The organism is Desulfovibrio sp. (assembly GCF_041907885.1).
GTDB lineage: Bacteria > Desulfobacterota > Desulfovibrionia > Desulfovibrionales > Desulfovibrionaceae > Desulfovibrio.
This window is the reverse complement of sequence record NZ_JAYRGM010000001.1, coordinates 150,312-174,101: the sequence shown is the minus strand read 5'-3', so window position 1 is coordinate 174,101 and position 23,790 is coordinate 150,312. Positions and strand designations below refer to the sequence as shown.

Below are 23,790 nucleotides of genomic sequence, written 5' to 3'. Positions count from 1 at the left end.
CAGCACAGGCCGCGGCTTTAACAGTAAACGAAGCTGCCGTTATTGGGCCGCAGGCGCCGGTGCTTTCTGCTCGGCAGGAGCGACAGGGGCAGCAGGAGCAGCCACAGGGGCCTGGGTTGCATCCGCGCCGGGCTTAACGGCCGGGGCTGCGGGCCGGGGAGCAGCAGGCTCTTCAATCTTCACGTCAAGAATCGTAGACTGACTGGAAGGACGCGAGCTGGTCACAAGGGTGTAGCTGATAGAGGTGACGACAAAAATCACGGCCATCAGGGCTGTGAGCTTGGCAAGAATGCTGCCCGCGCCGCCGCTGCCAAACACAGAGCTGTTGCCACCGCCAAAAATCACGCCCATGCCTTCCTTGCCCGCCTGAAGCAGCACAAGAATCACCAGCAACACGCACACAATGATATGCAGCGTAAGAATGAGAGTCTGCACGAATTCCTCCTCGCCGTCCGGCCACTGCCCGATGGCGCGCCCGAAGTGGGGTTTAGGCCCCGATAATTTGTAAGAAGCTTTGTGCTTCTAAAGACGCTCCACCTACCAGAAGGCCATCCACATTGTCAAGGGCCATGAGCCCAGCGGCATTGTTCGGCTTGACGCTGCCGCCATACAGAATGGGCAGCCTGTTTGCTGTTTCACCCACAAGTTTTTGCAGCAGGGCACGCGTTACAGTGTGGGCATCCAGCACTTCCTGCGGCCCGGCGACCTTGCCCGTGCCTATGGCCCACACGGGTTCATAGCCCACGGCCAGCCTGCCCACAAGGGCAGCACCGCGCAGGTTTTCTGGCATGGCCGAAAAAACGGCAGAAAGCTGTTTTTCAAGCACGGCATTGAGTTTGCCAGCCTCGCGCTCGTCGAGGGTTTCGCCAATGCACAGCAGCACGTTGAGGCCGTGTTCCAGGGCAAAAATGGTTTTACGGGCCACAAGCGCGTCGTCTTCGCCCATGATGTGCCTGCGCTCGGAATGCCCGGTCAGCACCCAGCTTGCGCCAGCGTCGCGCAGCATGGCGGGCGAGGTTTCACCCGTAAATGCGCCTTCTTCCGCCGGGTAGCAGTTTTGCCCGCCGGCTGAGAGCGCGGGCTTGCCGTTAAAGGCATCGGCCACGCAGCTGATGGAGGTAAATGGAGCAAAAACAACAACTTCGTGCCCGGCTGGCAACTGGCCAAGGCCATTGGCCAGTTCACCTGCGCTCTGGCTGGCCTGGGCGCGGGTTTTATACATCTTCCAGTTGGCGGCAAATATCTTTTGCATGGCTTCCTCGAAAATCAGATGGAACAAAGATAGATAAGAGCGTCTTCGCCGGTATCGGTATAATACTTTTTGCGCACGCCCTCTCGCCTGAAGCCGCAGCTTTCATACAGACAAATGGCGGGCTTGTTGCCCACCCTGACTTCAAGCAAGATTTTATTTATAGCCATTTTACGCGCAAGGCGCAAGACCACGCCCAAAATACGCCGCCCATGCCCCCGCCGCCGCTCGTGCGGCAAAACGGCCAGGTTGAGTATTTCCAGTTCGTCCAGCGTGTGGTACACTGATATATAGCCAATCAGCGCCTCGTTGCGAAACAGCCCAAGCGCGGAAAAAGCCTTTTGTCCAAAGGCCGCCGCGCACTGCTCTATGGACCAGGGCAAGGGAAAGCACTGGCGCTCAATTTCATACATGGCGGCGGCATGCTGCGGCCCTAGCACCTGAAGGCGTTCGTCGCGCTCTGTGGAAGCTCTCATGCAAATCAGCCTTTATCCTTCATTAAGCAACACTCCAGACCTGCTGGAGGTTGTGGACAAAAACAACACGCCCCTGTGTGTCATGGGCAAGGAGGATGTGCTGCGGCAGGGCCTGCACCATCGGGCCGTGGGCCTGCTAGTGCGCGACCGCCTTGGCCGCGCCCTACTCACCCACAGGCCAGGGCTTGGCTGGGGCCTGTCGTCCTTTGGACGCCTGCCCGCTGGCCAATCGAGCGAACGCAAGGCACAGCAGCTTTTTTTTGACGACTGGGGCCACGATGGCCGCATTCTGCCGCTGGGCCTTTCCCCGCCGGGGCCAGAAAGCTTTAATGCTTTTGTTGAACTTTACGAAGGCCGCATGCCAGTATCGCTGGCGTCTACAGCCGTGCGCGATCCCGACCTGCACATGCTGGTTGACTACGACGAGCTGCGGGGCATGGGCACGCATTTTGGCGAACTGCTGTCGCCTTTTTTGCGCACGGTTTTGCAGGCAGGGCTGATGCGCCCGCGCTGACAGTGCGGGCCGTGCGGCAGCCTACAAAACGTCTGTGGGGCCAAGCAGCTCCACGGCCTCAGCGTGTACCAGACCGTTGGAGGCCAGCAGCACATCGCCAAATCGCAGGGGCTCGCCGCGCATGTTGGTAACCCTGCCCCCGGCTTCTTCCACCAGCAGCAGACCAGCGGCAAAATCCCAGGGCTTCAGGCCTTCTTCATAAAACATGTCTACCCTGCCGCAGGCCACGTAGGCCATGTCCACAGCCGCAGCACCCATGCGCCGCATGCCCTGGCTCTTGGGCAGCATGATGGCAAGGCGCTCTAGTATTCTTTCGAGCCGACCTGTGAAGTCGTAGGGAAACCCCGTGGACACCAGGGCATCACCAATGGATTCTGCCCGGCTTACCGCAATGGGAGCGCCATTCAAAAAAGCCCCCTGCCCGCGCCGGGCGCAGAAGCATTCACCCATCATGGGAATGTTGACCACGCCCAGTTCCACATGATCCTTGTTCCACAAGGCCACAGAGGTAGCCACCTGCGGAATACGGTGAACAAAATTTGTTGTGCCGTCCACTGGGTCGATGATCCAGCACAGGCCGTCTGGCTCGCGCTCGCTCTGGCTGCTCTCCTCTGCCATAAAGGCCGCACCGGGAACAAGATCAGCCAGTTTTTCCTTCAAAAAAGCTTCCACGGCCAGATCGGTCTGGGTAACCAGATCAATGCGCCCCTTGTGCCGCACGTTGCTGGGTTTGGCCCAGTGCTCGCGTATGATGTCGCCGCTCTGGCGCACAATTTCCATGCAGCCTTGCAAAATATCCTGTGATGCAAACATGTCTGTTCCTTTATGTGCGGCAGCACTGCTGCAACGCGCAGAAGCCGCAGGGCTGTTGCCCCGCAGCGCGTAGGGTTCTAAGTTGGGATTGACGCGGCCTGTTGCAGATGCCCGTGGCAAGACCTGAAATTCAATGTTCAGGGAAGCTGGTTTTACGGTGTCGTTCTGTTTTCTGGCACAACAGACATGCCATTTTGCACGGGGGCAAACCCAGCGGCCCTCTGGCAGGGCAACAAGGCATTCTACCGCTGCCGAAAGACAAAAAACACCATAAAACAGAGCTAGTTGATAAATACAGAGTGGTAGAGCTGCCTGTCCAGCATGGCCCGCGCAGTGCCGCGCAACACGGTTGTGAGCGGGTCTTTGTCCACAAATACCTTGAGGCGCGTTTCTCTGGCAATAAACTGGTCAAGGCCCTTCAGCAGCGAACCGCCGCCCGCCATGAGCATGCCGTTACGATAAATATCTGCCGCCAGCTCGGGTGGGGTCTTTTCAAGAGCGCGCATCACTGCGCCCAGAATGGCAAGCACAGGTTCGCGCAGGGCCTCGCGCACGTGGCCTTCTGTAACCTTTACCACCCGGGGTGCGCCGCGCACCAGATCCTTGCCCGAAACCTCAAGCACGGGCGCGTTGGGCATGGGCATGGCGGAACCAAGTATTTTCTTTACATTTTCTGCCGTGTTGTCGCCAACTTCCATACGAAAAACATCGCGCATGTACCGCTGCACGGCCATGTTCATGGCATCGCCCGCCACACGCACAGACTGGGCATTGGCAATGCCCGCCAGGGTGATAACGGCCACCTCGCTTGTGCCGCCGCCAATATCAAGCACCAGGTTGCCCAGGGGCTCGTGAATGGGCAGATCAGCCCCAATGGCCGCAGCCATGGGTTCCTCAACCATGGCCACATCTGCCGCGCCCGCCATGATGGCCGAGTCGATGACCGCGCGCTTTTCCACCTGGGTGATGCCCGTGGGAATGCAGATAACCATGGAAGGCTTGACCAGACGCATACCGGTGATGGCCTTGCGCACAAAGTACGAGATCATCTCGCGGGTGATATCAAAGTCGGCGATGACGCCGTCCTTCATGGGGCGCACGGCCTTGATGCGCTGGGGCGTGCGGCCAAGGTATTCCTTGGCGGAAGCGCCTACGGCGAGAACAGAATTCTTGTGCGTATCAATGGCCACCACCGATGGCTCATTGATCACTATGCCATGCGCCCTGGTGTAAAGCAGGGTGTTGGCAGTGCCAAGATCCATGGCGATGTCTTTTGACAAGAATCTGAAAAAACGCCGTAATATCATACTTAATATTCTTTTGAAGAAGGCGGCACGGGAGCGGTGTCGGGATCAAAAGCCTTGGGGCCCTCGCTGTGTACCCGCGCTCTGGGCAGCATGGTTCTAAGCCGCATCTTGAGATACAGGTTTTCCAAAAACAGGGCCAGATGGTCAACAGATTGACGCACAAAGCTGCGCAATGATTCGTCTATCTGGCGGGGGCTTGTGTGCGCAAGGCAAAGTACGCCGCGTGTGCTTTTGTTGACCATAACAGGCATGCAGATGGCCGCCTGAAAATCGGGCATGTCGGGCAGTTTGCCAAACAGCACAGCAGCGGGGGCACCTTCTATGCCCTCTGCTATCACGGGCTGGTCGTTGCGAAACACCCAGCCGGTAATGCCGCTGCCCATGGGCAGAATCAGCGGTTCCTCGCCTGTCAGCAGCAGGCGGGCAGATTCGCTTTCGACACAATAGGTTTCGCCTGGCTCGTCCACCGAGGCAAACGCGCAATAGTCAAAACCTGTGGCCTCAACCATGATGCGCAGATAATTTTGCACAAACTGCGGCCAGCGCTTGTAGCGAAAGCGCAGATCCTGAATAACGGACAGCTCGGCAAAATAGCGCGGAATATCACCAGCAAGCTCCTGCCGCCCCGCAGAACCCTGCTGGCGCGAAATGAGCTCTGCAAACATCTGCAGAATCTTGTGGTCTTTGTCCGAAAATGAATACTGCCGCTTGCTGTCAACGCACAGCGCGCCGCCCGTGGGAACGGGGCAGCCCATAAAGGCCTTGATATTGGCCTCTTCGCCGCCGCTGTAATAGCCAAGGTTGCTTTGCCGCTGATCAAAATTGGGCACGAGCAGCGGTTGCCGGTTGCGGATAATCCAGCCTACAAGGCCCTTGCCGGGCAGCACCGATGCGTTGGGGGTAATTTTTTCGCCCAGGCTGAAGGCAGCCGCAAGGTGGTGGGCCTCGCCTTCTTCATCCGGCAAAAAAAGAACCACAGAATAGGCGTCAAAAACGCTGCAAACGATGCTCAGAATATGCTTTTCAACAGAGTTGGCGGTCATGGGCACATGGGGTTGATGGTGAGGCCGCCCACCAGCGTGACGGCTCTTGGGTAACGCATTTCTTGTAGCAAAGGGCATGCGTCGCCGCAACTTCTTTTGCACCGCTGTTTGCTCCATACCCTGCACCCCCAAACAGTACGGCAGGGCAACACCCATCCCCCAAAAACCACAGCAGCCGCTGCTGATGCCGCTTTTGCGGATACCCCCTGTATTGGCACTGGAAAAATTTCTAAAAAGCGGGTAGTAAATAACAAATTACCATAAGGAAAAAACTGATGATCAAATGGCAAGAGGTATTCAGCAAGGACGGCCTGCCCTGGCAGGACGCTACCCAGTTGTCCTCTTCTATTGCCGTCAGCGACCTCAACGCTCTCAAAAATCTGCTTGATGCCGTGCATATTCGGCTGTGCCTCGTCAAGCCGTATCAGGAAAACAAAAACTATCCCCTGGTCGAAGCCCGCGAGCTGCTGCCCTCGTTTGACAACGACATGTTTGAATACAAAGAGCTGCCGGGTTTTGCCATGGTGGCCTTTGCCCGTCAGCTCGACTATTTTTCGGAAATTTTTCAGTTCGACAGCCTGCACCCGGTTATTACCGAGGGCGACGGCGCATGCTGCCCGCTTGAAAACCAGGTGATGGTGCAGAATCTGCAAACCCTGGCATCGCGGCTGCCCCGCGTGCATCAGGATATTTTTCGCCAGCAGTTCCGTTCTACCGACACGGTGCTGCTCGAAACCTATCCCTCGCTCATGCCCTACCTGCTCAGCATGGACAGGGCCCACGTGCTGGCCTGGGGGGCAGACAGGCAGTTTCACCTGGCTGGCATTTTTGCCTCGTTTCCTTCGGATATCGACAGCGAGCTCAAGCGTTTTGGCATTCGCATAGGCAAGTTTGTATACGGCGACAGCGATATTTACGAACGCAACCGCATGTTTGTGTATCAGTATCTTATGGAGCTGTACGGCTTTCCCATTGTTTCCGAGCGCCGCACCTCAAGCGCCCTGTTTGCCCGCAAGCTGCACAAGATGGGCGAGCGCTTTTTGCTGCGCGTGCTTGGGCAGACAGACAGAACCATCACCACCTACATGGCCAATGGCGAAAACACGCGTTACCCCCTGCTGGAAAAAGTGGCGCTTGTGGCGGTGGATGCCGACCAGGACGAAGTGCTGAGCTGCATCGACCGCGACGGGTTCTTTCTCGACAAGCCGCGCCGGGTGGTCATTTTGCGCATCAAGTACCGCCAGCACACCTTTGACCCCAGCAACGTGCGGCAAGACCGTGCCCTCTCGGTTGTGGCCCAGGAGGTTTTGCACCCCATTACGGGCAAGGCGCTCACCGGGCTCAACATCATCAAGGACACCTCCAACATGTTCCTGCGCCTCAACGATATTGTGCGCGGCGAATACACGGGGCGCATCATCTACAAGCGCACCGAGGTGGTGGAAAACACGGGCACGCACGAAAAAAGGCTCAAGTTCCTCTATAGCTGGCTTACCAAGCACCAGCGGCGCATGATCAGCTACAGCGACGAATTTTTCTCAAACGTCAGCAAGGTGCTGAGCAATTATCTGTTCTCGCCCGACAACGACGAGGCCTTCGAGAATCTGCGTGAACTGTATCAGGAGGTCTGCACGCGGTTCAGCTACATTCAGCAGGCCCGGCGCGTGCGCATTCTCGAAGACCTGTGCCAGCGCACCTTCAAGGGTGCGCGCATCACCTATCAGCAGATGTTTCGTGAGGCGCTCAATCTGCTTAACGAACTGAAATTTGAAATAGTCAGTTTTTTCCCCGGTCTGGTTGACGCGGTCATTGACTGTGTGGAAAGAATCCTGCGCGACAGCTACCTGCAACGCAAATATGTGGAACCGCCGGAAGACTCGCTTACCCCGGCCGGGCAGGAAATTCGCAAAAATTACAGGCGTCTTGTTTCACTGCAAGACGGGTTCAAGGCTGTGCGCAAGGCGCGCAGCAGCAAGGAAAATGTGGGATCATGAGCGTAGCGTTTTTTTATCTGGCCCCTGAATTCTGGGGGCCTACGGCCAATCTTGAAGGGCAGGAAGCCCGCCACCTCGGCCAGGTTCTGCGGGCAGAACCCGGCACGGAAGTTGGCCTGCTCGACGGCAGAGGCCGTTCGGGAATTTTTGTGGTGCGCAAGGTTGGCAAAAAAAACGTGCAGCTTGAGCGTGTTTCTGAAACCGTCACCCCTGCCCCGCAAGCGCAGGCCGTGGTGGCGCTGGCCTACAGCAAGGCTGTGCGGCGCGGCTTTTTTATGGAAAAGGCCGTTGAGCTTGGCGCGCACGGCGTGTGGCTTTGGCAGGGCGACCACAGCCAGGGCAAGCTTTCTGCCACGGCAGAAGAAGCCTGTCTGGGCCAGATGATTGCCGGGGCCAAGCAGAGCGGCAACCCCTGGCTGCCAGAGGTTCGCGCCCTTTCCGGCGGTGTGGATCAGCTCATCCATCTTTCGCACGCAGCCGATCACCGCATTCTGCCCTGGGAACTTCAGGACGGCGTACACATGCTCACCCCTGAAATGGCGGGCCAGCCAGGCCTTACCGTCTATGTGGTTGGGCCAGAGGGCGGTTTTTCGCAACGTGAGCTGGCGGCCCTGCAAGCCGCTGCCTTTACCCCTGTAAGCCTCGGCGCACGCGTGCTGCGGTGTGAAACCGCCGCCACCCTCTGCCTTGGCGTACACTGGTGGGCCTCACAGCTTGCCGGTAAGGTTGATGCCGCCCCAGGGAGCGTAAGGTGACGGTAAGCAAGCCGCTGCCAGAGCGCATGCGCCCCGATGACCTCGCGCTTTTTTTGGGGCAGAGCCACCTTGCCGACCGGCTGCGCTCGATCATGAAGTCTGGGCGCTTGCCCAGCCTGCTTTTGTTTGGCCCGCCCGGCTGCGGCAAATCAACCCTTGCCCTGCTGCTGGCCAAATCAACCGGCAAGCCCTATCTGCGACTCAGCGCGCCAGAGGCCGGTTTGCAGCATTTGCGGCGTTCGCTGACCGGGGTGGAAATTTTGGTGCTGGACGAACTGCACCGATTTTCAAAGGCGCAACAAGACTTTTTTTTGCCGCTGGTGGAATCGGGCGAGCTTACCCTGCTGGCCACAACCACAGAAAATCCTTCGTTCAGCGTAACGCGCCAGCTGCTCTCGCGCCTGCATGTGCTGCGGCTGCGGCCTCTTGGCCGCACAGAGCTGATGGAACTGGCCCGGCGCGGCGCAAACGATCTGCAACTGCAAATGACAGACGAGGTGGCAGATTTGCTGGCTGGCGTATCGCACGGCGATGCCCGCACACTGCTGAACCTTGTGGAATACGTGGGCGCCCTGCCCGAAGACAGGCGCGATCTGGAGCACATCAAGGCGGCGCTGCCCGAGGTGCTCATTCGGCATGACAAGGACGGCGACAACCATTACGAGCTGGCCTCGGCCCTCATCAAATCCATTCGCGGCAGCGATGTGGATGCGGCCCTGTACTACCTTGCCTGTCTGCTTGAGGGCGGCGAAGACCCGCGTTTTGTGTGCCGCAGGCTGATACTTTCCGCCTCTGAAGATGTTGGCCTGGCTGACCCCAACGCCCTGGGGCTGGCAGTGGCCTGCCAGCAGTCGGTGGAATTTGTGGGCATGCCCGAAGGCTTCATTCCGCTGGCAGAAACTGTTACCTATCTGGCCCTGGCCAAAAAAAGCAACACATCCTATGCCGCCTACCTTAATGCAGCACGTGAGGTTAAGCTTAACGGCGCACGGCCCGTGCCGCTGCACCTGCGCAACCCCTCCACACAATTGCAAAAGGAATGGGGCTACGGCAAGGAATACAAGTATCCCCACAACTACCCGGAATCGTGGATAGAACAATCGTATCTGCCGCAGGAGCTGGAGGGCAGAAGGTTCTATCAGCCGCGCGACAACGGCGATGAACCTCGCCTCAGTCAATGGTGGCGCAAACTGCACAAAATCAAAAAAACGGAAGAATAGGCATGAATCCCTTTGTTGACGGCGCATTTGAAGCCAAGTTTCTTACGGGCGACACATACAGCAGCCAACATGCCAGTGCGGGCTTTTTCAGCCGCATGATGCCCTCGCTCAGCTTTTACAGCCGCCTTTTTCTCGGCCCGGTGCGCTGGCTGTGCGCGCGTGCCTCCAAGGGGCAGTGCGACGATACCGCATGGGTTTATGCCAGTGCCTGGGTTTCAGACCTCATTGAGCGCATGGGCTGCCCCATCGAGGTGGAAGGAATGGATGCCATTGAAGCGGTGGACGGCCCCTGCCTGTTTGTGGCCAACCACATGAGCACGCTGGAAACATTCATGCTGCCCGCCATGATTCGTCCCCGCCGCCCCGTGACCTTTGTGGTCAAAAAAAGCCTTACCACCATGCCGCTGTTTGGCCCGGTAATGTGCTCGCGCGACCCCATTGTAGTTGGCCGCACCAACCCGCGCGAAGACCTCGCCGCTGTGCTTGAGGGCGGCCTGGAACGCCTGAAAAAGGGCATCTCCATCATAGTGTTTCCGCAGCACACCCGCTCGCGCGAGTTTAACCCGCAGATGTTCAACTCCATCGGCGTCAAGCTTGCAAAAAAGGCAGGGGTTCCCATTGTGCCGCTTGCGCTTAAAACCGACGCCTGGGGCCAGGGCAAAAAAATCAAGGAACTGGGCCCGGTAAAGGTTGGCATGGCCATACGCTACAATTTTGCAAGCCCCATAAGCATTACAGGCCAGGGCAGGGACGAACAGGCGGCGATTTGTCAACATATTGAAAGCCACCTCGCCAAATGGCAGCAAATGGACGGCAGCAACGCCTAGCGCGGCCACAGGCATGCAGACTGCAAAGGGCGGAGTTTAACCCCGCCCTTATTTTTTGCCCGATCTGCTGAACGGCTGTGCCTAAACTGCCAGAGCCAAAGGCCCTTTTGCCGCATCGGCGATATACTGTTCAAAATCCTTTGCCGAAAGCGCCGGGCTGAAAAGGTAGCCCTGAAATGTCTTGCAGCCCATTTCGAGCAGGGCATTGTACTGTTCGCGTGATTCCACGCATTCGGCCACAGTAGTGAAGCCAAGGCTCTGCGAGAGCGCAATGATGGTTCCGGCTATGGCCGCATCGTTGGAATCGGTAAGCAGGTCGCGGATAAACGAGCCGTCGATCTTGAGCTGATCGAGAGGCAGCAGTTTGAGATAGGTCATGGAAGAATAGCCCTTGCCAAAATCATCCAGCGAAAAACGTATGCCAAGGTTGCCCAGCTCAACCATGGTTGAGATAATTTCTTCCATGTTGAGCGCCAGTTGGCTTTCGGTTATTTCCAGCTTGAGCAGGCTGGGATCAATGCCGTTTTGGCGTACAGCCGCGATCACATCCCTTACAAATCCGCTTTCACGAAACTGCCTTACGCTCACGTTTACCGCCAGAGAAAGCCCGCAAAATTCTGGCTGCTCGGCCCAGTTTGCCAGCTGGGCGCAGGCCTGGCGCAGCACCCAGTTGCCGATACGCACGATCATGCCGTTTTCTTCTGCCTGAGGAATAAACTCTGCAGGGCCTATCAGGCCTCGCGTGGGGTGCTGCCACCGTATGAGGGCCTCTGCCCCAACCACCTGATTGGCCTCGTTGACCTGTGGCTGATAGTGTACCACAAACTGCTCAAGCCCAATGGCGTCTTCGAGCTCGCGCTCAAGGGCAATGCGCTCCAAAACAACCATCTGCATCTGCGGGTCATAAAACCGCACGGTGTTTCTGCCTGCATCCTTGGCCTGATACATGGCAAGATCTGCCTGCTTGAGCAGCTCTTCGGGCGTAATGCCCTGAGAGCCAAACAACGCCACCCCCACACTGGCAGTACAGTGACAAGTAACACCGTTTACCACAATGGGCGACCGTACCGAGCTCAACACCTTGCGACTGATAAAGGCAACTTTTTTTACCGCTTCATCGCGGCTGTCAGAAACGCCTTGCAACAGCAGCACAAATTCATCACCGCCAAAACGGGCCACGGTGTCCTCTGCCTGCACAAGCGCCAGCAAGCGCTTGCCCACGTGTTGCAGCAGGGTGTCACCCTGATCATGGCCCAATGTGTCGTTGATGGTTTTGAAACTGTCCAGATCAATAAACAGCAGGGCGTTGTACTGATTGCTGTGCATACCAGCTGCCACGGCCAGCCGGATGCGCTCGGTAAGCAAGGGGCGGTTGGCAAGGCCGGTAAGCTGATCATAAAAGGCAAGCTCGTTGATTCTGGCCTCGTTGCGGCGGCGTTCTTCTTCCCAGGCAAAATTATCAAGGGCAAAGCTGAGGTTGGTGGCCATTTCGCCCAGCAACTCGCGCACTTCGGGATCAAAGGCTCCCGCTTCCATGGCGTAGAGGGTCAGGTTGCCCACGACCTCTCCCCTCTGGCGCAAGGGCAAGGCCCCCACTGAAAGAAAGCCGGTTTTTTGCACCAGCTGCCACCACGGCACAAGGCGCGGGTCGGCCGTGGAATTGTTTGACCAGATGGCCTCGTTGTTTCTGATGGCGCAGCCGGTGGGGCCAGAGCCGTAGGGGTCTGATTCCCAGACTGACACATGGAGCCGGCGCAGATCATCGGCATTGAGTCCAAACGAGCTTGTGGGGTTTACCTTGCCTGTCTGGCTGTCCACAAGCCCTATCCAGGCCCCCTTCATGCCGCCAGCTTCCACTGCTGCCCGGCATATGTCTGCAAACAGCTCTTCGCGTGTAGAGCAGCGCACAATGGCCTGGTTGCATCTGCTCAGGGCCGCATACATTTGCGAAACACGGCTGGCGCGCGCCTGGGCAAACTTGCTTTCGCTTACATCAATGCACATGATGGCAATTTTGCCCGCTTCGGGACGGTAGGCCACCACGTCTATCCACAGGTTGTTGCCTTCAAGAAAAAAATCAAAACGAGCTGGTTCGCCGGTTTCGGCCGTATTGATGAGTGGGTTGAGCCACTGCGCGGCATTGCTGGTTTTGCCAGCAATTCTGTGCAGCAGGGTTTTTCCGATTACATCTTCCTGATTCGCCCTGAATATGGTGCAGTAGGCTTTGTTGATCTCAACATACCTGAAATCGCAAATGGCACCGGAATGCAAAAAAACCGGTTCAAACAGGGCCAGGCCCGCATGCATGTTGTTAAAAAGGCCTTTGTAGCGCTTTTCGCCCACGGCCAGGGCGTTAACATGCCGCGAGTAGGCAATGCCGCCCCAAAATGAAATGAACAAACACACCAGCCCCAGGAAACCCAATGAAAAAACTTCCTGACGCCACTTTACCAGTATGTCCTGCTCAAATATGCCTATGGAAAGATACAACGGCCACTGGCTGAGCTTGCGAAAAAAGGCAATTCTGTTTTTATTATCAAAATCCGAACGGTTATGGTGATAAATGGTGGGTGGGGCATCCTGCTCAATAAGTTTGCGCAACGGGGGCGAAGGCTTGGAAGCAAGATAAAACTGCCCTTCCGGGTGCTGAATTATCAGACCAAGCTTGTTATCCCACAGCGTGGCCATGGCAGAGGGGCCCACAATATCCACCGAACTCAACACGGCTGAAAACATGTTTATGGAGACAGCGCAGGCAACAATACCACCAAACTCGCCGCTGGGCTGCGTGTAGCGCATGGAGAGCACAATGATGGGGTGCGGCCACGCATGACCATAAAAGGGTTTGGATATGGCAAGCCTCTGCAAGGGATTGTTGCGCAGCTGAATAAAATGCTCATCATTGGCAACAGATATATCACCCGTGAGGGCACGCGGCGAGGCATAGATAACCCGCCCCAGGCTATCGGTAAGCAAAAACCCCAAGGTTTCTGGCAGTCTTTCGTCCAGGGTGCGGCCAAAGCCCTCCAGACTGTCCCAGCTAACGCTGCCATTGTGCGCCTGCTTCTCCACCTCGTCTACAGTGCTAAGAAGCGCCAGGTGAATTTTTTCAAACCGCCAGGAAAGAATGTCGTCAATGGAGCGGGAGACATTTTCAAGGGTGTTGGCTGCTGTTTCAAAGTCGCGTTCACGGCTTATTGAGAGAGCAAAGAGGATGATTCCCAGCACAAGCAGATCAATCAGGGCAATAACCCATAAGGGCTTGTACGATTGAAGCCATGAGGGAACGTTGATGGATGTTTGTGGGCGAAAGCTTGGATGGGCCTCTGACATATGAACCCCGCAGCATCAGAATGCGTGTGGTGCAAAAAAGGCAGAACAGCAGAAACACATTGATGCAGCAAGCAATATAGACAACAAGATAAAGCCGATAGCTATTGAATGCGGCTCATGTAGCGCGTAAATTAGTAAAAAAATAACTCAAAACAGGAATACAGGCAAGTGTAGCAACAAATAATCTGAGTACACAATCAGTTTATTTACTATTCGATAATAAATAATTGCTCTTCTTCCAAAGCAACCCTGTCCTTGCCAGCCTTCTTTGCACTGTACAGCGCAGTATCTGCCCGATGAACAAGGGTATCTGGCGTATCACCATGCCGCATTTCTGCCACGCCAATACTTATGGTGCAGTGCAGATCAGCAGCAAACATATGCGTAGCAACCTTGTTACGCAGATTTTCTGCCAGCTCTACTGCCTTTTCGGCTCCTGTTTCTGGCAAAAGGACAAGAAATTCCTCTCCTCCCCAGCGGCCAGCCGTATCCTGCACACGCAACTCTTTGACGATAATGGCGCTCAACGCCCGCAAAACGGCGTCGCCTGCCAGATGTCCATACGTGTCATTGACGTTTTTGAAATTATCCACATCAAGCAGCAGCACTGAAAAAGGCAGATCAAACTGGTGCGAGCGTATCATTGCTTCGGCCATGCAGCTCGACAGTTTCTGCCTGTTGGCAAGGCCGGTCAGGCTGTCGGTATTGGAAAGGTGCAACAGGGCGGCATTGAGCTTGCGAAGCCGGTATGTCCAGTATCCCCACAGGGCTGCAATAATTGCCGCCAGACCGCCGCCAGCAAAAAACCAGCGGGGATCAAGCACGGTCTGCACGTTGATTGCCACATGCTGGTTGACCACCCGCCCCTTTTCTTGCGGGCTTATGGATTGCACACCTTTATCGAGAATATTGCGCAGCACCCCCTCGCTTTTGCTCACGCCAATGCGCAGGTGATTGGTATACATGGGCAGCTGCCCGGCAATTTTAAGGTTGAACAGACCGTCCTTGCGTATGGTGTACGCCGCAACAATCAGCGAGCGCATGGTCATGGAACTGCGCCTGGCAGAAACCATTTCCAGGGCTTCGTTTTCTGACTTGGCAAGCTTGATCTCAAGGTTTGGGTAACGCTCTCTGACCATACCCTCCATGGCCGTACCCTCTGGGAAGACAATGGATTCGTTTTCCAGCGCGGCAGGGTCAGAAATAAAGGGATGCTCTTCACGCGTGATGAATACGTTTGGATCACTGAAGAGTGGCGATGTAAAAATAAGCCACTCGCTGCGCTCTGTACTCTGATTCAGAAAACTCAAAACCTGGCACTGGCCTGTTTTGGAAAAATTCAGGCTTTCGTTCCAGTCGTGTGTGGGCACAAGCTCAAACTCGATGCCCGTTCGGGCAGAAACCAGCGACAAAAGGTCGGCGGCAATGCCCACATGTCTGCCGACCGCGTCTATGCGCTCATAGGGAACCCAGTCAGGATCAACGCAGAGGGTAACTTTTTTGTGATCTTTAATGTAGGCACGCTCTGCGGATGTGAGCACCACCGTATCCTGCTGCACACCAACGGTATCAAAGGCGCATGCATGGCCAGACAACAGCATGCTTGCCAGTACACAGACCAGCACACAAAGGCGGTTATTTGTTGCAACATGCTGAATAGGCATTTTTTCTCCGCAAATTGTAACAGAGCTGTGCGCGCACGGTCATGTGCCACACAGGCAAGTACGACACCATTCACGCCAGAGCTGCCGCAATCTGCAAGGCTGTAGCGCCGAGTTTTCCCAATGGGTAATATGAATAATTTTGTGGTATTCTGCAATGAAATACAGCAAAACCGGCACACCACAAAAAAGGCCCGTGTGCCCTTCTGTGTTATTAGACACTTACGGACAAAACGGGCCTTATTACGGCGCACTTTAAATAACTGTCAGCGGGTGCGGCCCTTGGCCAATGCCGCGCCCTTGCTCTTTTTGACATAGGGCACATACTGCGCGTCCATGCCCATAATATGCTTGACCAGCCAGTCTTTAAGAAACGACAGCAAGTCCATGCTCAATGTAATAGTGCCTTCTTTGATGCCGCGCTCCACTTCATCAACCTTGGCTTCAAATTCCCTGTGGATCTGAAGGTGATCCTTGACTGTGGGGTAATCGGTGTGAACGAAATGCTTTTCTTCATCCCTGAAGTGCGTGCTGGTATAATCGCGCAGCTTGTGCAGAATTTCGAGCAACTCGCGCGCGCTGCGGTGGTTGGACATGGCGCTGTGCAGATCATTGATATAGTCAACAAGCATGCGGTGCTGGCGGTCAATTTCGCCGATTCCCAGATCCATGCTTGATGTCCACTGCACAAACTTGCTGGAAGCTGCCCGCTCATAGTCACCGCTGACCATGGCATTAACAATCATATCAAGCTCTTCCATGCCACCCTGAAAGGTCAGCAAGGCTGCGGTAAACACCTGCATGTTGCCAGATGTCTGCTCTGCCACAACGCGTATTTCATCCAGAGCCTTGTTGGCATCTTCAATATTGTCAGACTGCACGCCTGTCGTAGCCGCCACAGCGTGCAGATGCTGCGCCGTACCAGACATGGCTTCAAGAATTTCGCCAAGGCGGCCACCAGCCAGGGATGCGGAATTGGCCCCCTCAAGGCTGAGTTGCGAAGCCGTCTCTACCGTGTCGGCATTGCGCCGCGTTTCTTGCTGTATTGCTTTAACGGCTTCTTCCACCTCTCTGGTGGCTCCCATGGTCTTTTCGGCCAGTTTACGCACCTCATCGGCCACAACCGCAAAACCCCGTCCGGCTTCGCCCGCACGGGCGGCCTCAATGGCGGCATTGAGAGCAAGCAGGTTTGTCTGGTCGGCCACTTCATTAATGACGGCCATTACCTTGCCGATATTGCTGGCTTTTTCACCCAGTCCAGCCATGGCCTCCTTAAGAAGCACGATGGTGTCTTTGAGCTTGCCGATGGAATCAACAGCCCCGTCTACGTCCTGCTTGCTGGCCGAGGCACTGGCGCTGGCCAACTGGGCATTTTCAGAAAGTTCACGCACACGCATGGAAGATTCCTGAGCGCCCTGCGAAACCGTATCCATGGCTCCGCCGGTTTCGTGCAGGCGGTCGCGTTGAACAGCAACCCCCTGGTTTACTTCAGAAACGAGTGTCGCAAGATTTTTTGCCTCGGCAGAAAGCTTGGCGCAAACCGTGTGTGCCTTGTGCAACACAGATTCCCCACGCTCAAATTTGTCAACCAGTGAGGCATTTTCAGCCTGCGCCGCTTGCAGTTTTTGTTGTAGATCGGCACGGCTTGCATCAAGCTCTGCGGTGCGTTGGCGCTCGGCCTCAAGCTGCTTATCTGCACGGCCCATGTGTTCAAGACACGAACCAAGCATTTCCGCAAGGCTTGTGCCTGCTGCGCCACCGCCGGTCGCCTGTTGCATCTGCTGGCGCATCTGCCCAGAGGTTGCCAGAGTACGCACCCACACCACCGCATCTGCCGCCAGGCATAAGGCCACACCCACCCAAGCCAGCCACCAGAAACCGTCAATCTTGCCTGCAACAGCCAACGAAATCAGCAAAGCTACAGCAATCGCATGGGAAACAAATACCATAAACCCATCCTTTAAAAAGCGAACTCCAGGGGGAGGGCAAAAAACTGTCAAAACGGCATTAACCGAGTTGTTTAGTCATATTATTCTTTATCGGACAACACAAGCCAACCCAATAGCACAAAACCAAAAAAAATTGCATTCAGCCCCTGCCTCTTCCATATTTCAGCAGCGCTCAACCGGCGTACAGCAACGAGCTTATTGACAGCATGCCCAAGATTTATAATGATGACGAGGTATTTTAACGAAAATTCTGCTGTATGTATTTCGCCGCCACATAACTGCTTGTGGTTCATGTACTCTGGCACAGTGCAGAGGCGCCTTCCCCCCCCAAGGCACCAATCAGCGACGGGCCATGGGCCGCCAAACGGCTCTGGTGGTTTTGCAGTATTTTTCTTTGCTGATTGATGTCTTATCGTTTACAGTGGCGTGATTCGGCGTGCGCTATATTGCTTGCGCACCCGGCGTGTTTGGCTGCCCCTACAGGCCATGCCATGTGTGCAGCCATTATACTCTGGCAGGAGAACCGGGAAAAGCTGGTTACCTGAATGCCCGCCCGTGTGCGGCGTTCACCCATCAGAATGGTATGTGTTGACACATGCTTCTGACGGCGCTGGGTAAAGTTTTTGCTGAACATTCCTTGCGCGGCGCTTTGTTTGGCAACAGTGGCGTCGCCTTCCGTAAATGCCATTCCAGGAGGAAACCATGGCGCTGAAGAAATCCATTTTGTCCGCTTTGGCGGCTCTGCTTCTTCTGACCTCTGTTCAGGGCGGTCAGGCGCAGGCAGAAGAGCTCACCGGTACCTTGAAAAAAATCAAGGAAACGGGCGTTATTGTGGTGGGTCACCGTGAATCTTCCGTGCCTTTTTCCTACTATGACCTTCAGCAGAATGTCATCGGTTATGCTCAGGATTACTCCAACAAGATTGTTGATGCTGTAAAAAAAGAACTGAACATGCCCAACTTGCAGGTTCGCTACGTGCCCATCACTTCGCAGAACCGCATTCCCCTGATCCAGAACGGCACGTTTGACTTTGAATGCGGCTCGACCACCAATAACCTGGAACGTCAGCAGCAGGTTGACTTCTCCAACACCTTCTTCATCATCGGCACCCGCCTGCTGGTCAACAAAGATTCTGGCATCAAGGACTTTGACGACCTGAAGGGCAAAAACGTGGCCGTGACCGCCGGTACGACCTCTGAAAAGCTGCTGAACAAGATGAACGACGAGAAGGGCCTTGCCGTCAACATCATCAGCGTGAAAGACCACGGCGATGCCTTCCGCACTGTGGAATCTGGCCGCGCTGTGGCCTTCTTTATGGATGACGCCCTGCTTGCCGGTGAACGCGCCAAGGCCAAAAAGCCCGCCGACTGGATCATTGTTGGCACGCCGCAGAGCTTTGAAGCTTACGGCTGCATGGTGCGCAAGGGCGACGCCCAGTTCAAGAAGCTGGTTGACGCCAGCATTGCTGCCGAACAGGGCAACGGCAATGCCGAAAAGTCTTTCAACCGCTGGTTCATGCAGCCCATTCCGCCCAAGAACATGAACATGAACTTTGAAATGTCCAATGAAATGAAGGCTCTCTTCAAGGCCCCCAACGACAAGGCCCTGAACTGATTTTGGTGTGCTCTGGCGCGCTGCACGCAGCGCGCCAGAGCATGCGGTTAAGCCCGCAGCACATGATATACGCTTACTACACAGGGATGGAACCAACGAATGCAGGCTAACTGGAACTGGGGCATATTTTTTGAACAGGCGCCGTTTGGAAACGTCACCTACTTCAGCTGGCTGGTGGATGGCTTTCTGACAACAGTGGCCCTGTCTGTCTGCGCCTGGATTCTGGCTTTTGTTCTGGGCTCTCTATTTGGCATTTTGCGCACGCTGCCCAACAAGATTCTCAGCACCATTGGCGCAACCTATGTGACCATTTTTCGCAACATTCCTCTTATTGTTCAGTTTTTTATCTGGTATCTCGCAGCACCCGACCTTTTGCCCTACAAGGCCAGTGTGTGGTTTAAAGCAGAGCTGAACCCCAACATACAATTTTTTATCATATCCACATGCGCGCTGGGATTTTTTACAGGCGCGCGCGTCTGTGAGCAGGTCAGGTCTGGCATTCAGGCGCTTTCGCACGGTCAGCGCTATGCCGCCCTGGCCCTTGGCCTTACCCTGCCGCAAACATACCGGCATGTTCTGTTGCCCAACGCCTACCGCATCATTATTCCGCCGTTGACCTCTGAGATGCTCAACATGGTCAAGAACTCGGCTGTTGCGTCTACCGTCGGTCTTATCGAGCTCACAGCCCAGGCCAACCGCCTGCTGGAATTTTCGGGCTATGCCTACGAATCATTTATCGCGGTTACGCTGGCCTACGCCTTGCTGAACTTTGTGGTGATGCGTTCCATGAAACTGCTGGAGAACAAGATGCGTTTGCCCTCCACGAGTACAGGAGGCAAAAATGTTTAGCTTTGACTGGAGCATTCTTCAGCAGAGCCTGCCCCTGCTCGGCCAGGGTGCAATGGTTACGCTTAAAATCACCGTTACGGCCATTGCGCTGGGCATGGTGCTGGGCACGCTTCTGGCTGTGGCGCGCATCTCTGTGTACGCCCCCATGCGCTGGCTTTCTGCCGCATACGTAAACTGCTTTCGCTCCATCCCCCTTGTGATGGTACTGCTGTGGTTCTACCTTATTGTGCCGCAGTTTTTGAGCTCGTTTTTCAACCTTTCGCCGCAAACCGACATACGGCTTGTTTCTGCCATTGTGGCCTTTACCGCCTTTGAGGCGGCCTACTATGCAGAGATTGTGCGTGCGGGCATGCGCAGCGTTTCCAGTGGGCAGTATTCCGCAGCACTTGCGCTTGGCATGACCAAGTCGCAAACGCTCATCTATGTGATTCTGCCCCAGGCGTTCCGCGTCATGACTCCCCTGCTGATGACCCAGGGCATGATTCTGTTTCAGGATACGGCTCTGGTCTATATCATCGGCCTGGCGGATTTTTTCCGCACTGCTTCAAACATTGGCAAAACGACCGGCTACGAAATCGATATGGTGCTGCTTGCAGGATCGGGCTATTTTATAGTGTGCTTCTGTGTTTCAGTCACCGTAACCATGGTAAAAAAGAGACTCAAGCTATGATCAATCCCACCGATGAAGCCATGATTATTCAGGAAAACGTATCCAAGTGGTACGGTGACTTCAACGTGCTCAGCCACTGTAGCACTCGCATACACAAGGGCGAGGTCGTAGTGGTGTGTGGCCCTTCCGGTTCGGGAAAGTCCACGCTTATCAAAACCGTAAACGGCCTTGAGCCTGTGCAGTCTGGTCAGATTTTTGTTAATGGCACAGAGGTGACCAACAAAAAAACCAATCTCGCCCGTTTGCGCAGCCATGTGGGCATGGTTTTTCAACACTTTGAGCTTTTTCCGCATCTGAGCATTATCCACAACCTCGTACTGGCGCAGGAAAAAGTGCTCAAGCGCAGCCGTGACGAAGCCATGGAAAAGGGCCTTATGCTGCTCAAACGCGTGGGCCTTGAACCGCAGACAGACAAGTTCCCCTCGCAGCTTTCGGGCGGCCAGCAGCAGCGCGTGGCCATTGCCCGTGCCCTGTGCATGGACCCTGTTGCCATGCTGTTTGATGAACCCACCTCAGCCCTTGACCCCGAAATGATCAACGAAGTGCTGGACGTTATGGTTGAACTGGCCTACGAGGGCATGACCATGATGGTTGTTACCCACGAAATGGGCTTTGCCCGCAAGGTGGCCAACAGGGTGTTGTTTATGGAGAACGGCTCTATCCTTGAAGATTCCTCCAAGGACAAGTTCTTCGACAACCCCGCCACCCAGCGCGCCAAGGATTTTCTGGCCAACATCATTCCCCACTAGCGCATACGCCGCATAAAATTCAGCCCCGGTCTGAACCTCTCCATGCACATGGTAGGTCAGGCCGGGGCTTTGACGTTGTTATGCACCCAACTGAGGATTTTGGCACATCTGCCCACCACTGGCACGGCCTCCTCTGCGCAGGCAGTGAGTAGTGAGTAGTGTCCAGAATTATTGGTAGTTTCCAGAATTTTTCGCATATTTTGCGGCAGCCAGTCGGCAAAGCATGGTTTCGTACCGTGCCACGACTCTCTGATTCAAGCCGATATCTCTTGGCACATGTTCATACACCGTTGTGTGCCCCACTTTTGCCCAGCCATATGTCGCAGCCGCTGGCAGCCTGGTGGCCCCCAATTTATGCCTTTGCCAGAATATTGAGCGCCTTGTGATACTGTCAAAAATTCCTTCTTGCCGCAGGAAAAATTTTCCCCTTTATTTTTTGTAAATATAACACACTGTAAAATTTGAATATTTTTTATTGGCACATGGATTGCATCTCGGCGAGTACAGCTTAGTAACCACCAGGAGGTGTCCCATGTCTTTGGTCATTAACCATAATATGATGGCCGCCAACACGGCCAGAAATTTAAATTCGCATTACGCGGCATTGGGCAAGTCAACACAGCGCCTTTCATCGGGCCTTCGTGTAAACAGTGCCGCCGATGATGCTGCTGGCCTGGCAATTCGCGAATTGCAGCGTGCAGATATTACCACTCTGCATCAGGGCGCGCGTAACGCCAACGACGCCATCTCAATGATCCAGACCGCCGACGGCGCGTTGGGTATCATTGACGAAAAGCTCACCCGCATGAAGGAGCTGGCAGAACAGGCCGCTACCGGCACGTATGATTCTACGCAGCGCCTGATGATCGAATCGGAATATCAGGCCATGGCTTCGGAAATTACCCGAATCGCCACTGCCACCGACTTCAACGGCATCCATCTGTTGAACGGTACGCTTTCTTCGGGCACGCACGATGGCAGCGGCATGACATCGGCTGGCAAGCTGAAGGTACACTTTGGCACCGGCAACGACTCTGCCGAAGACTACTATTACATCACCATCGGCAGCACCACGGCATCGTCGCTGGGCGTGGGCAACCAGGCCCTGGATGACGCGGGCGGCATGCGCGATGGTGCTACGGTTTCCACTCAGGATGCCGCGCAAAAGTCCCTTGAGGCCATCACCCTGGCCATTGTTTCCAAGGACAAAATCCGCGCCCACCTTGGTGCCATGCAAAACCGCCTGGAAAACACCATCACCAACCTGAATACTCAGGCTGAAAATCTCCAGGCTGCTGAATCCCGTATTTCTGACGTGGACGTGTCTGCGGAAATGACGCAGTTCGTGCGGCAACAAATTTTGACACAGTCGGCGGTGGCCATGCTTTCGCAGGCTAACCAGCTGCCGCAGATGGCCATGAAGCTTATCGGCGGTTAGGCCATCATAAACTAGGCTGTGGTGGACCAAAGATGGGAGGTCCGGGGGCTGTGCCCCCGGACCGGGACATTCCCGAATATGCCCGCTCTGCGCTGGCATGTTGGGGAATGTGTCAGCATTTTTGGGTGTTCTTGATCTCTTCAAGCTTGGCAAGTGCCTGCTGGGCGGCATTTTGTTCCGCCTTTTTGCAGCTGCTGCCGGTCGCCACAAATTCTGTTCCATCGGGCAGTTTCAGCCCAATTTCAAATACCTTTGCGTGCTCAGGCCCCCGGCTGCCCAGCCGGGTATAAAGAGGGGCCTGGCCAAATAGCTGCTGCGAGGCTTCCTGAAGCCTTGTTTTGTAATCCTTGGGCATGGTCTTGCTTGCCGCAGTGGGCCACCGGTCGGCAAAAAGCCGGGCCACAACCCCCTGCGCCGCTGCAAAGCCGCCGTCTTCGTATACAGCAGCCAGCATGGCCTCAAAGGCATCGCTCAGCACGCCGTCGCGGGTGCGCCCGCCCTGGCTTTCTTCACCCCTGCCAAGCTTCAGCATGGTGTCCAGCCCGATTTTTCTGGCTCTTTCTGCCAGGCTCACCGTGCTTACCAGATGCGCCCGCATTTTGGTAAGCTCGCCCTCGCGCGCATCAGGAAAACGGCTGTACAGTTGTGCCGAAACACAAATTTCAAGCACCGCGTCGCCCAGAAATTCAAGCCTTTCATTATGATTTTGCCCTGTACCGCATTCGTTGGCCCATGAGCTGTGCGTTAGCGCAAGATCAAGAAGCTCTGGCTTTGCAAAGGTATGCCCCAGCACAGGTTCCAGCAATTTTGCCACGGCCTTGGGTGGCATATTTTGTGTAGCGTCAAAATTTTGCATAGCTGTACTGTAGTCATTTCATGACCGATGGCAACATAAAATACCTTGACATGCGCTTCGGCAGTGCCTAGGTAAAACCAACGACTACCGAGGAGTTGAGCATGGCTTATGATATCCGTTTGATGAAGCTGGTGACGGGCGAACTGATCATCGGCAAGTACGATGCCGAAAAGGACTGCCTGAACGAGGTTGCCACCCTTCAGACCGTTCCTACCCAGCAGGGCGTGCAGATGATGCTGCTGCCCTACGGCTATCCTTTTGAACCTGACTTTACGGGCAGCATCGAGGGCAAAAATTTCCTCTATCGCTATGCCAACACCCCCCAGGAACTGCAAGACAAGTACATCGAAGCTTGCACCAATCTGACCGTGGCCGGCGGCCTTGGCAGAATGCAGTTCAGCTCCGAACCCTTTGGCGGTTCTGGCAGCGGCCTTATCAAGTAACAACTGAAAAGCCATCGCAGATAGCCCGTT

21 protein-coding genes are annotated in these 23,790 nt (G+C 55.4%); 11 read left to right on the top strand and 10 right to left on the bottom strand.

Annotated features, from left to right (window positions below):
• Positions 1-39: 39 nt before the first annotated feature.
• Genes secG through rimI form a run of 3 tightly spaced genes read right to left on the bottom strand, consistent with a single transcriptional unit; the run spans position 40 to position 1,725 of the window.
• Positions 40-435, bottom strand: a complete 396-nt coding sequence (gene secG / locus ACE3NW_RS00720) for a preprotein translocase subunit SecG (protein WP_374279462.1) — start codon at positions 433-435, stop codon at positions 40-42.
• A 52-nt stretch (positions 436-487) separates the two neighbouring features.
• Positions 488-1,252: a triose-phosphate isomerase gene (tpiA, locus tag ACE3NW_RS00715; RefSeq protein WP_374279461.1), complete on the bottom strand. Its 765-nt coding sequence runs from the start codon at positions 1,250-1,252 to the stop codon at positions 488-490.
• 14 nt (positions 1,253-1,266) lie between these two features.
• A complete protein-coding gene (gene rimI, locus ACE3NW_RS00710) occupies positions 1,267-1,725 on the bottom strand; it encodes a ribosomal protein S18-alanine N-acetyltransferase (protein ID WP_374279460.1) in 459 nt (152 codons plus the stop codon).
• Here rimI and ACE3NW_RS00705 point away from each other — a divergent pair.
• Positions 1,724-2,239: an NUDIX hydrolase gene (locus ACE3NW_RS00705; RefSeq protein WP_374279459.1), complete on the top strand. Its 516-nt coding sequence runs from the start codon at positions 1,724-1,726 to the stop codon at positions 2,237-2,239. The two genes, rimI and ACE3NW_RS00705, sit on opposite strands and share 2 nt — an antisense overlap.
• 21 nt (positions 2,240-2,260) lie before the next feature.
• Here ACE3NW_RS00705 and ACE3NW_RS00700 read toward each other — a convergent pair whose 3' ends face one another.
• The 3 genes from ACE3NW_RS00700 to ACE3NW_RS00690 all read right to left on the bottom strand — a co-directional run bounded on the left by ACE3NW_RS00700 (position 2,261) and on the right by ACE3NW_RS00690 (position 5,402).
• Positions 2,261-3,052, bottom strand: a complete 792-nt coding sequence (locus ACE3NW_RS00700; protein WP_374279458.1) for an inositol monophosphatase family protein — start codon at positions 3,050-3,052, stop codon at positions 2,261-2,263.
• A 281-nt stretch (positions 3,053-3,333) separates the two neighbouring features.
• Entirely contained in the window at positions 3,334-4,359 is a 1,026-nt protein-coding gene (locus ACE3NW_RS00695) for a rod shape-determining protein (protein WP_374279457.1), read from the bottom strand.
• Between the two features lie 2 nt (positions 4,360-4,361).
• A complete protein-coding gene (locus ACE3NW_RS00690; protein ID WP_374279456.1) occupies positions 4,362-5,402 on the bottom strand; it encodes a GAF domain-containing protein in 1,041 nt (346 codons plus the stop codon).
• Positions 5,403-5,677: 275 nt separating this feature from the next.
• Here ACE3NW_RS00690 and ACE3NW_RS00685 point away from each other — a divergent pair, with 275 nt between their 5' ends.
• Genes ACE3NW_RS00685 through ACE3NW_RS00670 form a run of 4 tightly spaced genes read left to right on the top strand, consistent with a single transcriptional unit; the run spans position 5,678 to position 10,198 of the window.
• Positions 5,678-7,396 carry a hypothetical protein gene (locus ACE3NW_RS00685; RefSeq protein WP_374279455.1) on the top strand — a complete coding sequence of 573 codons (1,719 nt, stop codon included), beginning with the start codon at positions 5,678-5,680 and terminating at the stop codon, positions 7,394-7,396.
• Positions 7,393-8,151, top strand: a complete 759-nt coding sequence (locus ACE3NW_RS00680) for a 16S rRNA (uracil(1498)-N(3))-methyltransferase (protein ID WP_374279454.1) — start codon at positions 7,393-7,395, stop codon at positions 8,149-8,151. The genes ACE3NW_RS00685 and ACE3NW_RS00680 overlap by 4 nt, the downstream gene beginning before the upstream one ends.
• Positions 8,148-9,371: a replication-associated recombination protein A gene (locus tag ACE3NW_RS00675; RefSeq protein WP_374279453.1), complete on the top strand. Its 1,224-nt coding sequence runs from the start codon at positions 8,148-8,150 to the stop codon at positions 9,369-9,371. The genes ACE3NW_RS00680 and ACE3NW_RS00675 overlap by 4 nt, the downstream gene beginning before the upstream one ends.
• Before the next feature lie 2 nt (positions 9,372-9,373).
• Positions 9,374-10,198, top strand: coding sequence for a lysophospholipid acyltransferase family protein (locus ACE3NW_RS00670; protein ID WP_374279452.1), 825 nt, complete (start codon positions 9,374-9,376; stop codon positions 10,196-10,198).
• A gap of 81 nt (positions 10,199-10,279) precedes the next feature.
• On the opposite strand, the gene ACE3NW_RS00665 is transcribed toward ACE3NW_RS00670, so the two are convergent.
• The 3 genes from ACE3NW_RS00665 to ACE3NW_RS00655 all read right to left on the bottom strand — a co-directional run bounded on the left by ACE3NW_RS00665 (position 10,280) and on the right by ACE3NW_RS00655 (position 17,141).
• Entirely contained in the window at positions 10,280-13,531 is a 3,252-nt protein-coding gene (locus ACE3NW_RS00665; protein ID WP_374279451.1) for an EAL domain-containing protein, read from the bottom strand.
• Positions 13,532-13,740: 209 nt separating this feature from the next.
• Positions 13,741-15,195 carry a diguanylate cyclase gene (locus ACE3NW_RS00660; protein WP_374279450.1) on the bottom strand — a complete coding sequence of 485 codons (1,455 nt, stop codon included), beginning with the start codon at positions 15,193-15,195 and terminating at the stop codon, positions 13,741-13,743.
• A gap of 263 nt (positions 15,196-15,458) precedes the next feature.
• Positions 15,459-17,141 (bottom strand): bacteriohemerythrin, encoded by a 1,683-nt coding sequence (locus ACE3NW_RS00655; protein WP_374279449.1) that lies wholly within the window; start codon positions 17,139-17,141, stop codon positions 15,459-15,461.
• A 702-nt stretch (positions 17,142-17,843) separates the two neighbouring features.
• Here ACE3NW_RS00655 and ACE3NW_RS00650 point away from each other — a divergent pair.
• The 5 genes from ACE3NW_RS00650 (at position 17,844) to ACE3NW_RS00630 (ending at position 22,461) form a co-directional block, all read left to right on the top strand.
• Positions 17,844-18,755, top strand: a complete 912-nt coding sequence (locus tag ACE3NW_RS00650) for a glutamate/aspartate ABC transporter substrate-binding protein (protein ID WP_374279448.1) — start codon at positions 17,844-17,846, stop codon at positions 18,753-18,755.
• 99 nt (positions 18,756-18,854) lie between these two features.
• Entirely contained in the window at positions 18,855-19,604 is a 750-nt protein-coding gene (locus ACE3NW_RS00645) for an amino acid ABC transporter permease (RefSeq protein ID WP_374279447.1), read from the top strand.
• Positions 19,597-20,274 carry an ABC transporter permease subunit gene (locus ACE3NW_RS00640; protein WP_374279446.1) on the top strand — a complete coding sequence of 226 codons (678 nt, stop codon included), beginning with the start codon at positions 19,597-19,599 and terminating at the stop codon, positions 20,272-20,274. Before ACE3NW_RS00645 ends, ACE3NW_RS00640 begins: the two co-directional genes overlap by 8 nt.
• A gap of 20 nt (positions 20,275-20,294) precedes the next feature.
• Positions 20,295-21,023 (top strand): amino acid ABC transporter ATP-binding protein, encoded by a 729-nt coding sequence (locus ACE3NW_RS00635; protein WP_374279620.1) that lies wholly within the window; start codon positions 20,295-20,297, stop codon positions 21,021-21,023.
• 532 nt (positions 21,024-21,555) lie between these two features.
• Entirely contained in the window at positions 21,556-22,461 is a 906-nt protein-coding gene (locus ACE3NW_RS00630) for a flagellin (RefSeq protein WP_374279445.1), read from the top strand.
• A 112-nt stretch (positions 22,462-22,573) separates the two neighbouring features.
• On the opposite strand, the gene rnc is transcribed toward ACE3NW_RS00630, so the two are convergent.
• Positions 22,574-23,290, bottom strand: a complete 717-nt coding sequence (rnc, locus tag ACE3NW_RS00625) for a ribonuclease III (protein WP_374279443.1) — start codon at positions 23,288-23,290, stop codon at positions 22,574-22,576.
• Between the two features lie 128 nt (positions 23,291-23,418).
• On the opposite strand from rnc, the gene ACE3NW_RS00620 reads away from it, so the two are divergent.
• Positions 23,419-23,760, top strand: a complete 342-nt coding sequence (locus ACE3NW_RS00620; RefSeq protein WP_374279441.1) for a hypothetical protein — start codon at positions 23,419-23,421, stop codon at positions 23,758-23,760.
• The last annotated feature ends 30 nt before the right edge of the window (positions 23,761-23,790 follow it).

What these genes read in the sequence shown, in the direction of transcription:
- ACE3NW_RS00635 (WP_374279620.1), top strand. Translation starts at nt 20,295, where the DNA reads ATGATTATTCAGGAAAACGTATCCAAGTGGTACGGTGACTTCAACGTG.
- ACE3NW_RS00630 (WP_374279445.1), top strand. Translation starts at nt 21,556, where the DNA reads ATGTCTTTGGTCATTAACCATAATATGATGGCCGCCAACACGGCCAGA.
- ACE3NW_RS00645 (WP_374279447.1), top strand. Translation starts at nt 18,855, where the DNA reads ATGCAGGCTAACTGGAACTGGGGCATATTTTTTGAACAGGCGCCGTTT.
- ACE3NW_RS00690 (WP_374279456.1), bottom strand. Translation starts at nt 5,402, where the DNA reads ATGACCGCCAACTCTGTTGAAAAGCATATTCTGAGCATCGTTTGCAGC.
- ACE3NW_RS00700 (WP_374279458.1), bottom strand. Translation starts at nt 3,052, where the DNA reads ATGTTTGCATCACAGGATATTTTGCAAGGCTGCATGGAAATTGTGCGC.
- ACE3NW_RS00660 (WP_374279450.1), bottom strand. Translation starts at nt 15,195, where the DNA reads ATGCCTATTCAGCATGTTGCAACAAATAACCGCCTTTGTGTGCTGGTC.
- ACE3NW_RS00695 (WP_374279457.1), bottom strand. Translation starts at nt 4,359, where the DNA reads ATGATATTACGGCGTTTTTTCAGATTCTTGTCAAAAGACATCGCCATG.
- ACE3NW_RS00680 (WP_374279454.1), top strand. Translation starts at nt 7,393, where the DNA reads ATGAGCGTAGCGTTTTTTTATCTGGCCCCTGAATTCTGGGGGCCTACG.
- ACE3NW_RS00670 (WP_374279452.1), top strand. Translation starts at nt 9,374, where the DNA reads ATGAATCCCTTTGTTGACGGCGCATTTGAAGCCAAGTTTCTTACGGGC.
- ACE3NW_RS00705 (WP_374279459.1), top strand. Translation starts at nt 1,724, where the DNA reads ATGCAAATCAGCCTTTATCCTTCATTAAGCAACACTCCAGACCTGCTG.
- ACE3NW_RS00650 (WP_374279448.1), top strand. Translation starts at nt 17,844, where the DNA reads ATGGCGCTGAAGAAATCCATTTTGTCCGCTTTGGCGGCTCTGCTTCTT.
- ACE3NW_RS00620 (WP_374279441.1), top strand. Translation starts at nt 23,419, where the DNA reads ATGGCTTATGATATCCGTTTGATGAAGCTGGTGACGGGCGAACTGATC.
- rnc (WP_374279443.1), bottom strand. Translation starts at nt 23,290, where the DNA reads ATGCCACCCAAGGCCGTGGCAAAATTGCTGGAACCTGTGCTGGGGCAT.
- ACE3NW_RS00665 (WP_374279451.1), bottom strand. Translation starts at nt 13,531, where the DNA reads ATGTCAGAGGCCCATCCAAGCTTTCGCCCACAAACATCCATCAACGTT.
- ACE3NW_RS00655 (WP_374279449.1), bottom strand. Translation starts at nt 17,141, where the DNA reads ATGGTATTTGTTTCCCATGCGATTGCTGTAGCTTTGCTGATTTCGTTG.
- tpiA (WP_374279461.1), bottom strand. Translation starts at nt 1,252, where the DNA reads ATGCAAAAGATATTTGCCGCCAACTGGAAGATGTATAAAACCCGCGCC.
- ACE3NW_RS00685 (WP_374279455.1), top strand. Translation starts at nt 5,678, where the DNA reads ATGATCAAATGGCAAGAGGTATTCAGCAAGGACGGCCTGCCCTGGCAG.
- ACE3NW_RS00640 (WP_374279446.1), top strand. Translation starts at nt 19,597, where the DNA reads ATGTTTAGCTTTGACTGGAGCATTCTTCAGCAGAGCCTGCCCCTGCTC.
- rimI (WP_374279460.1), bottom strand. Translation starts at nt 1,725, where the DNA reads ATGAGAGCTTCCACAGAGCGCGACGAACGCCTTCAGGTGCTAGGGCCG.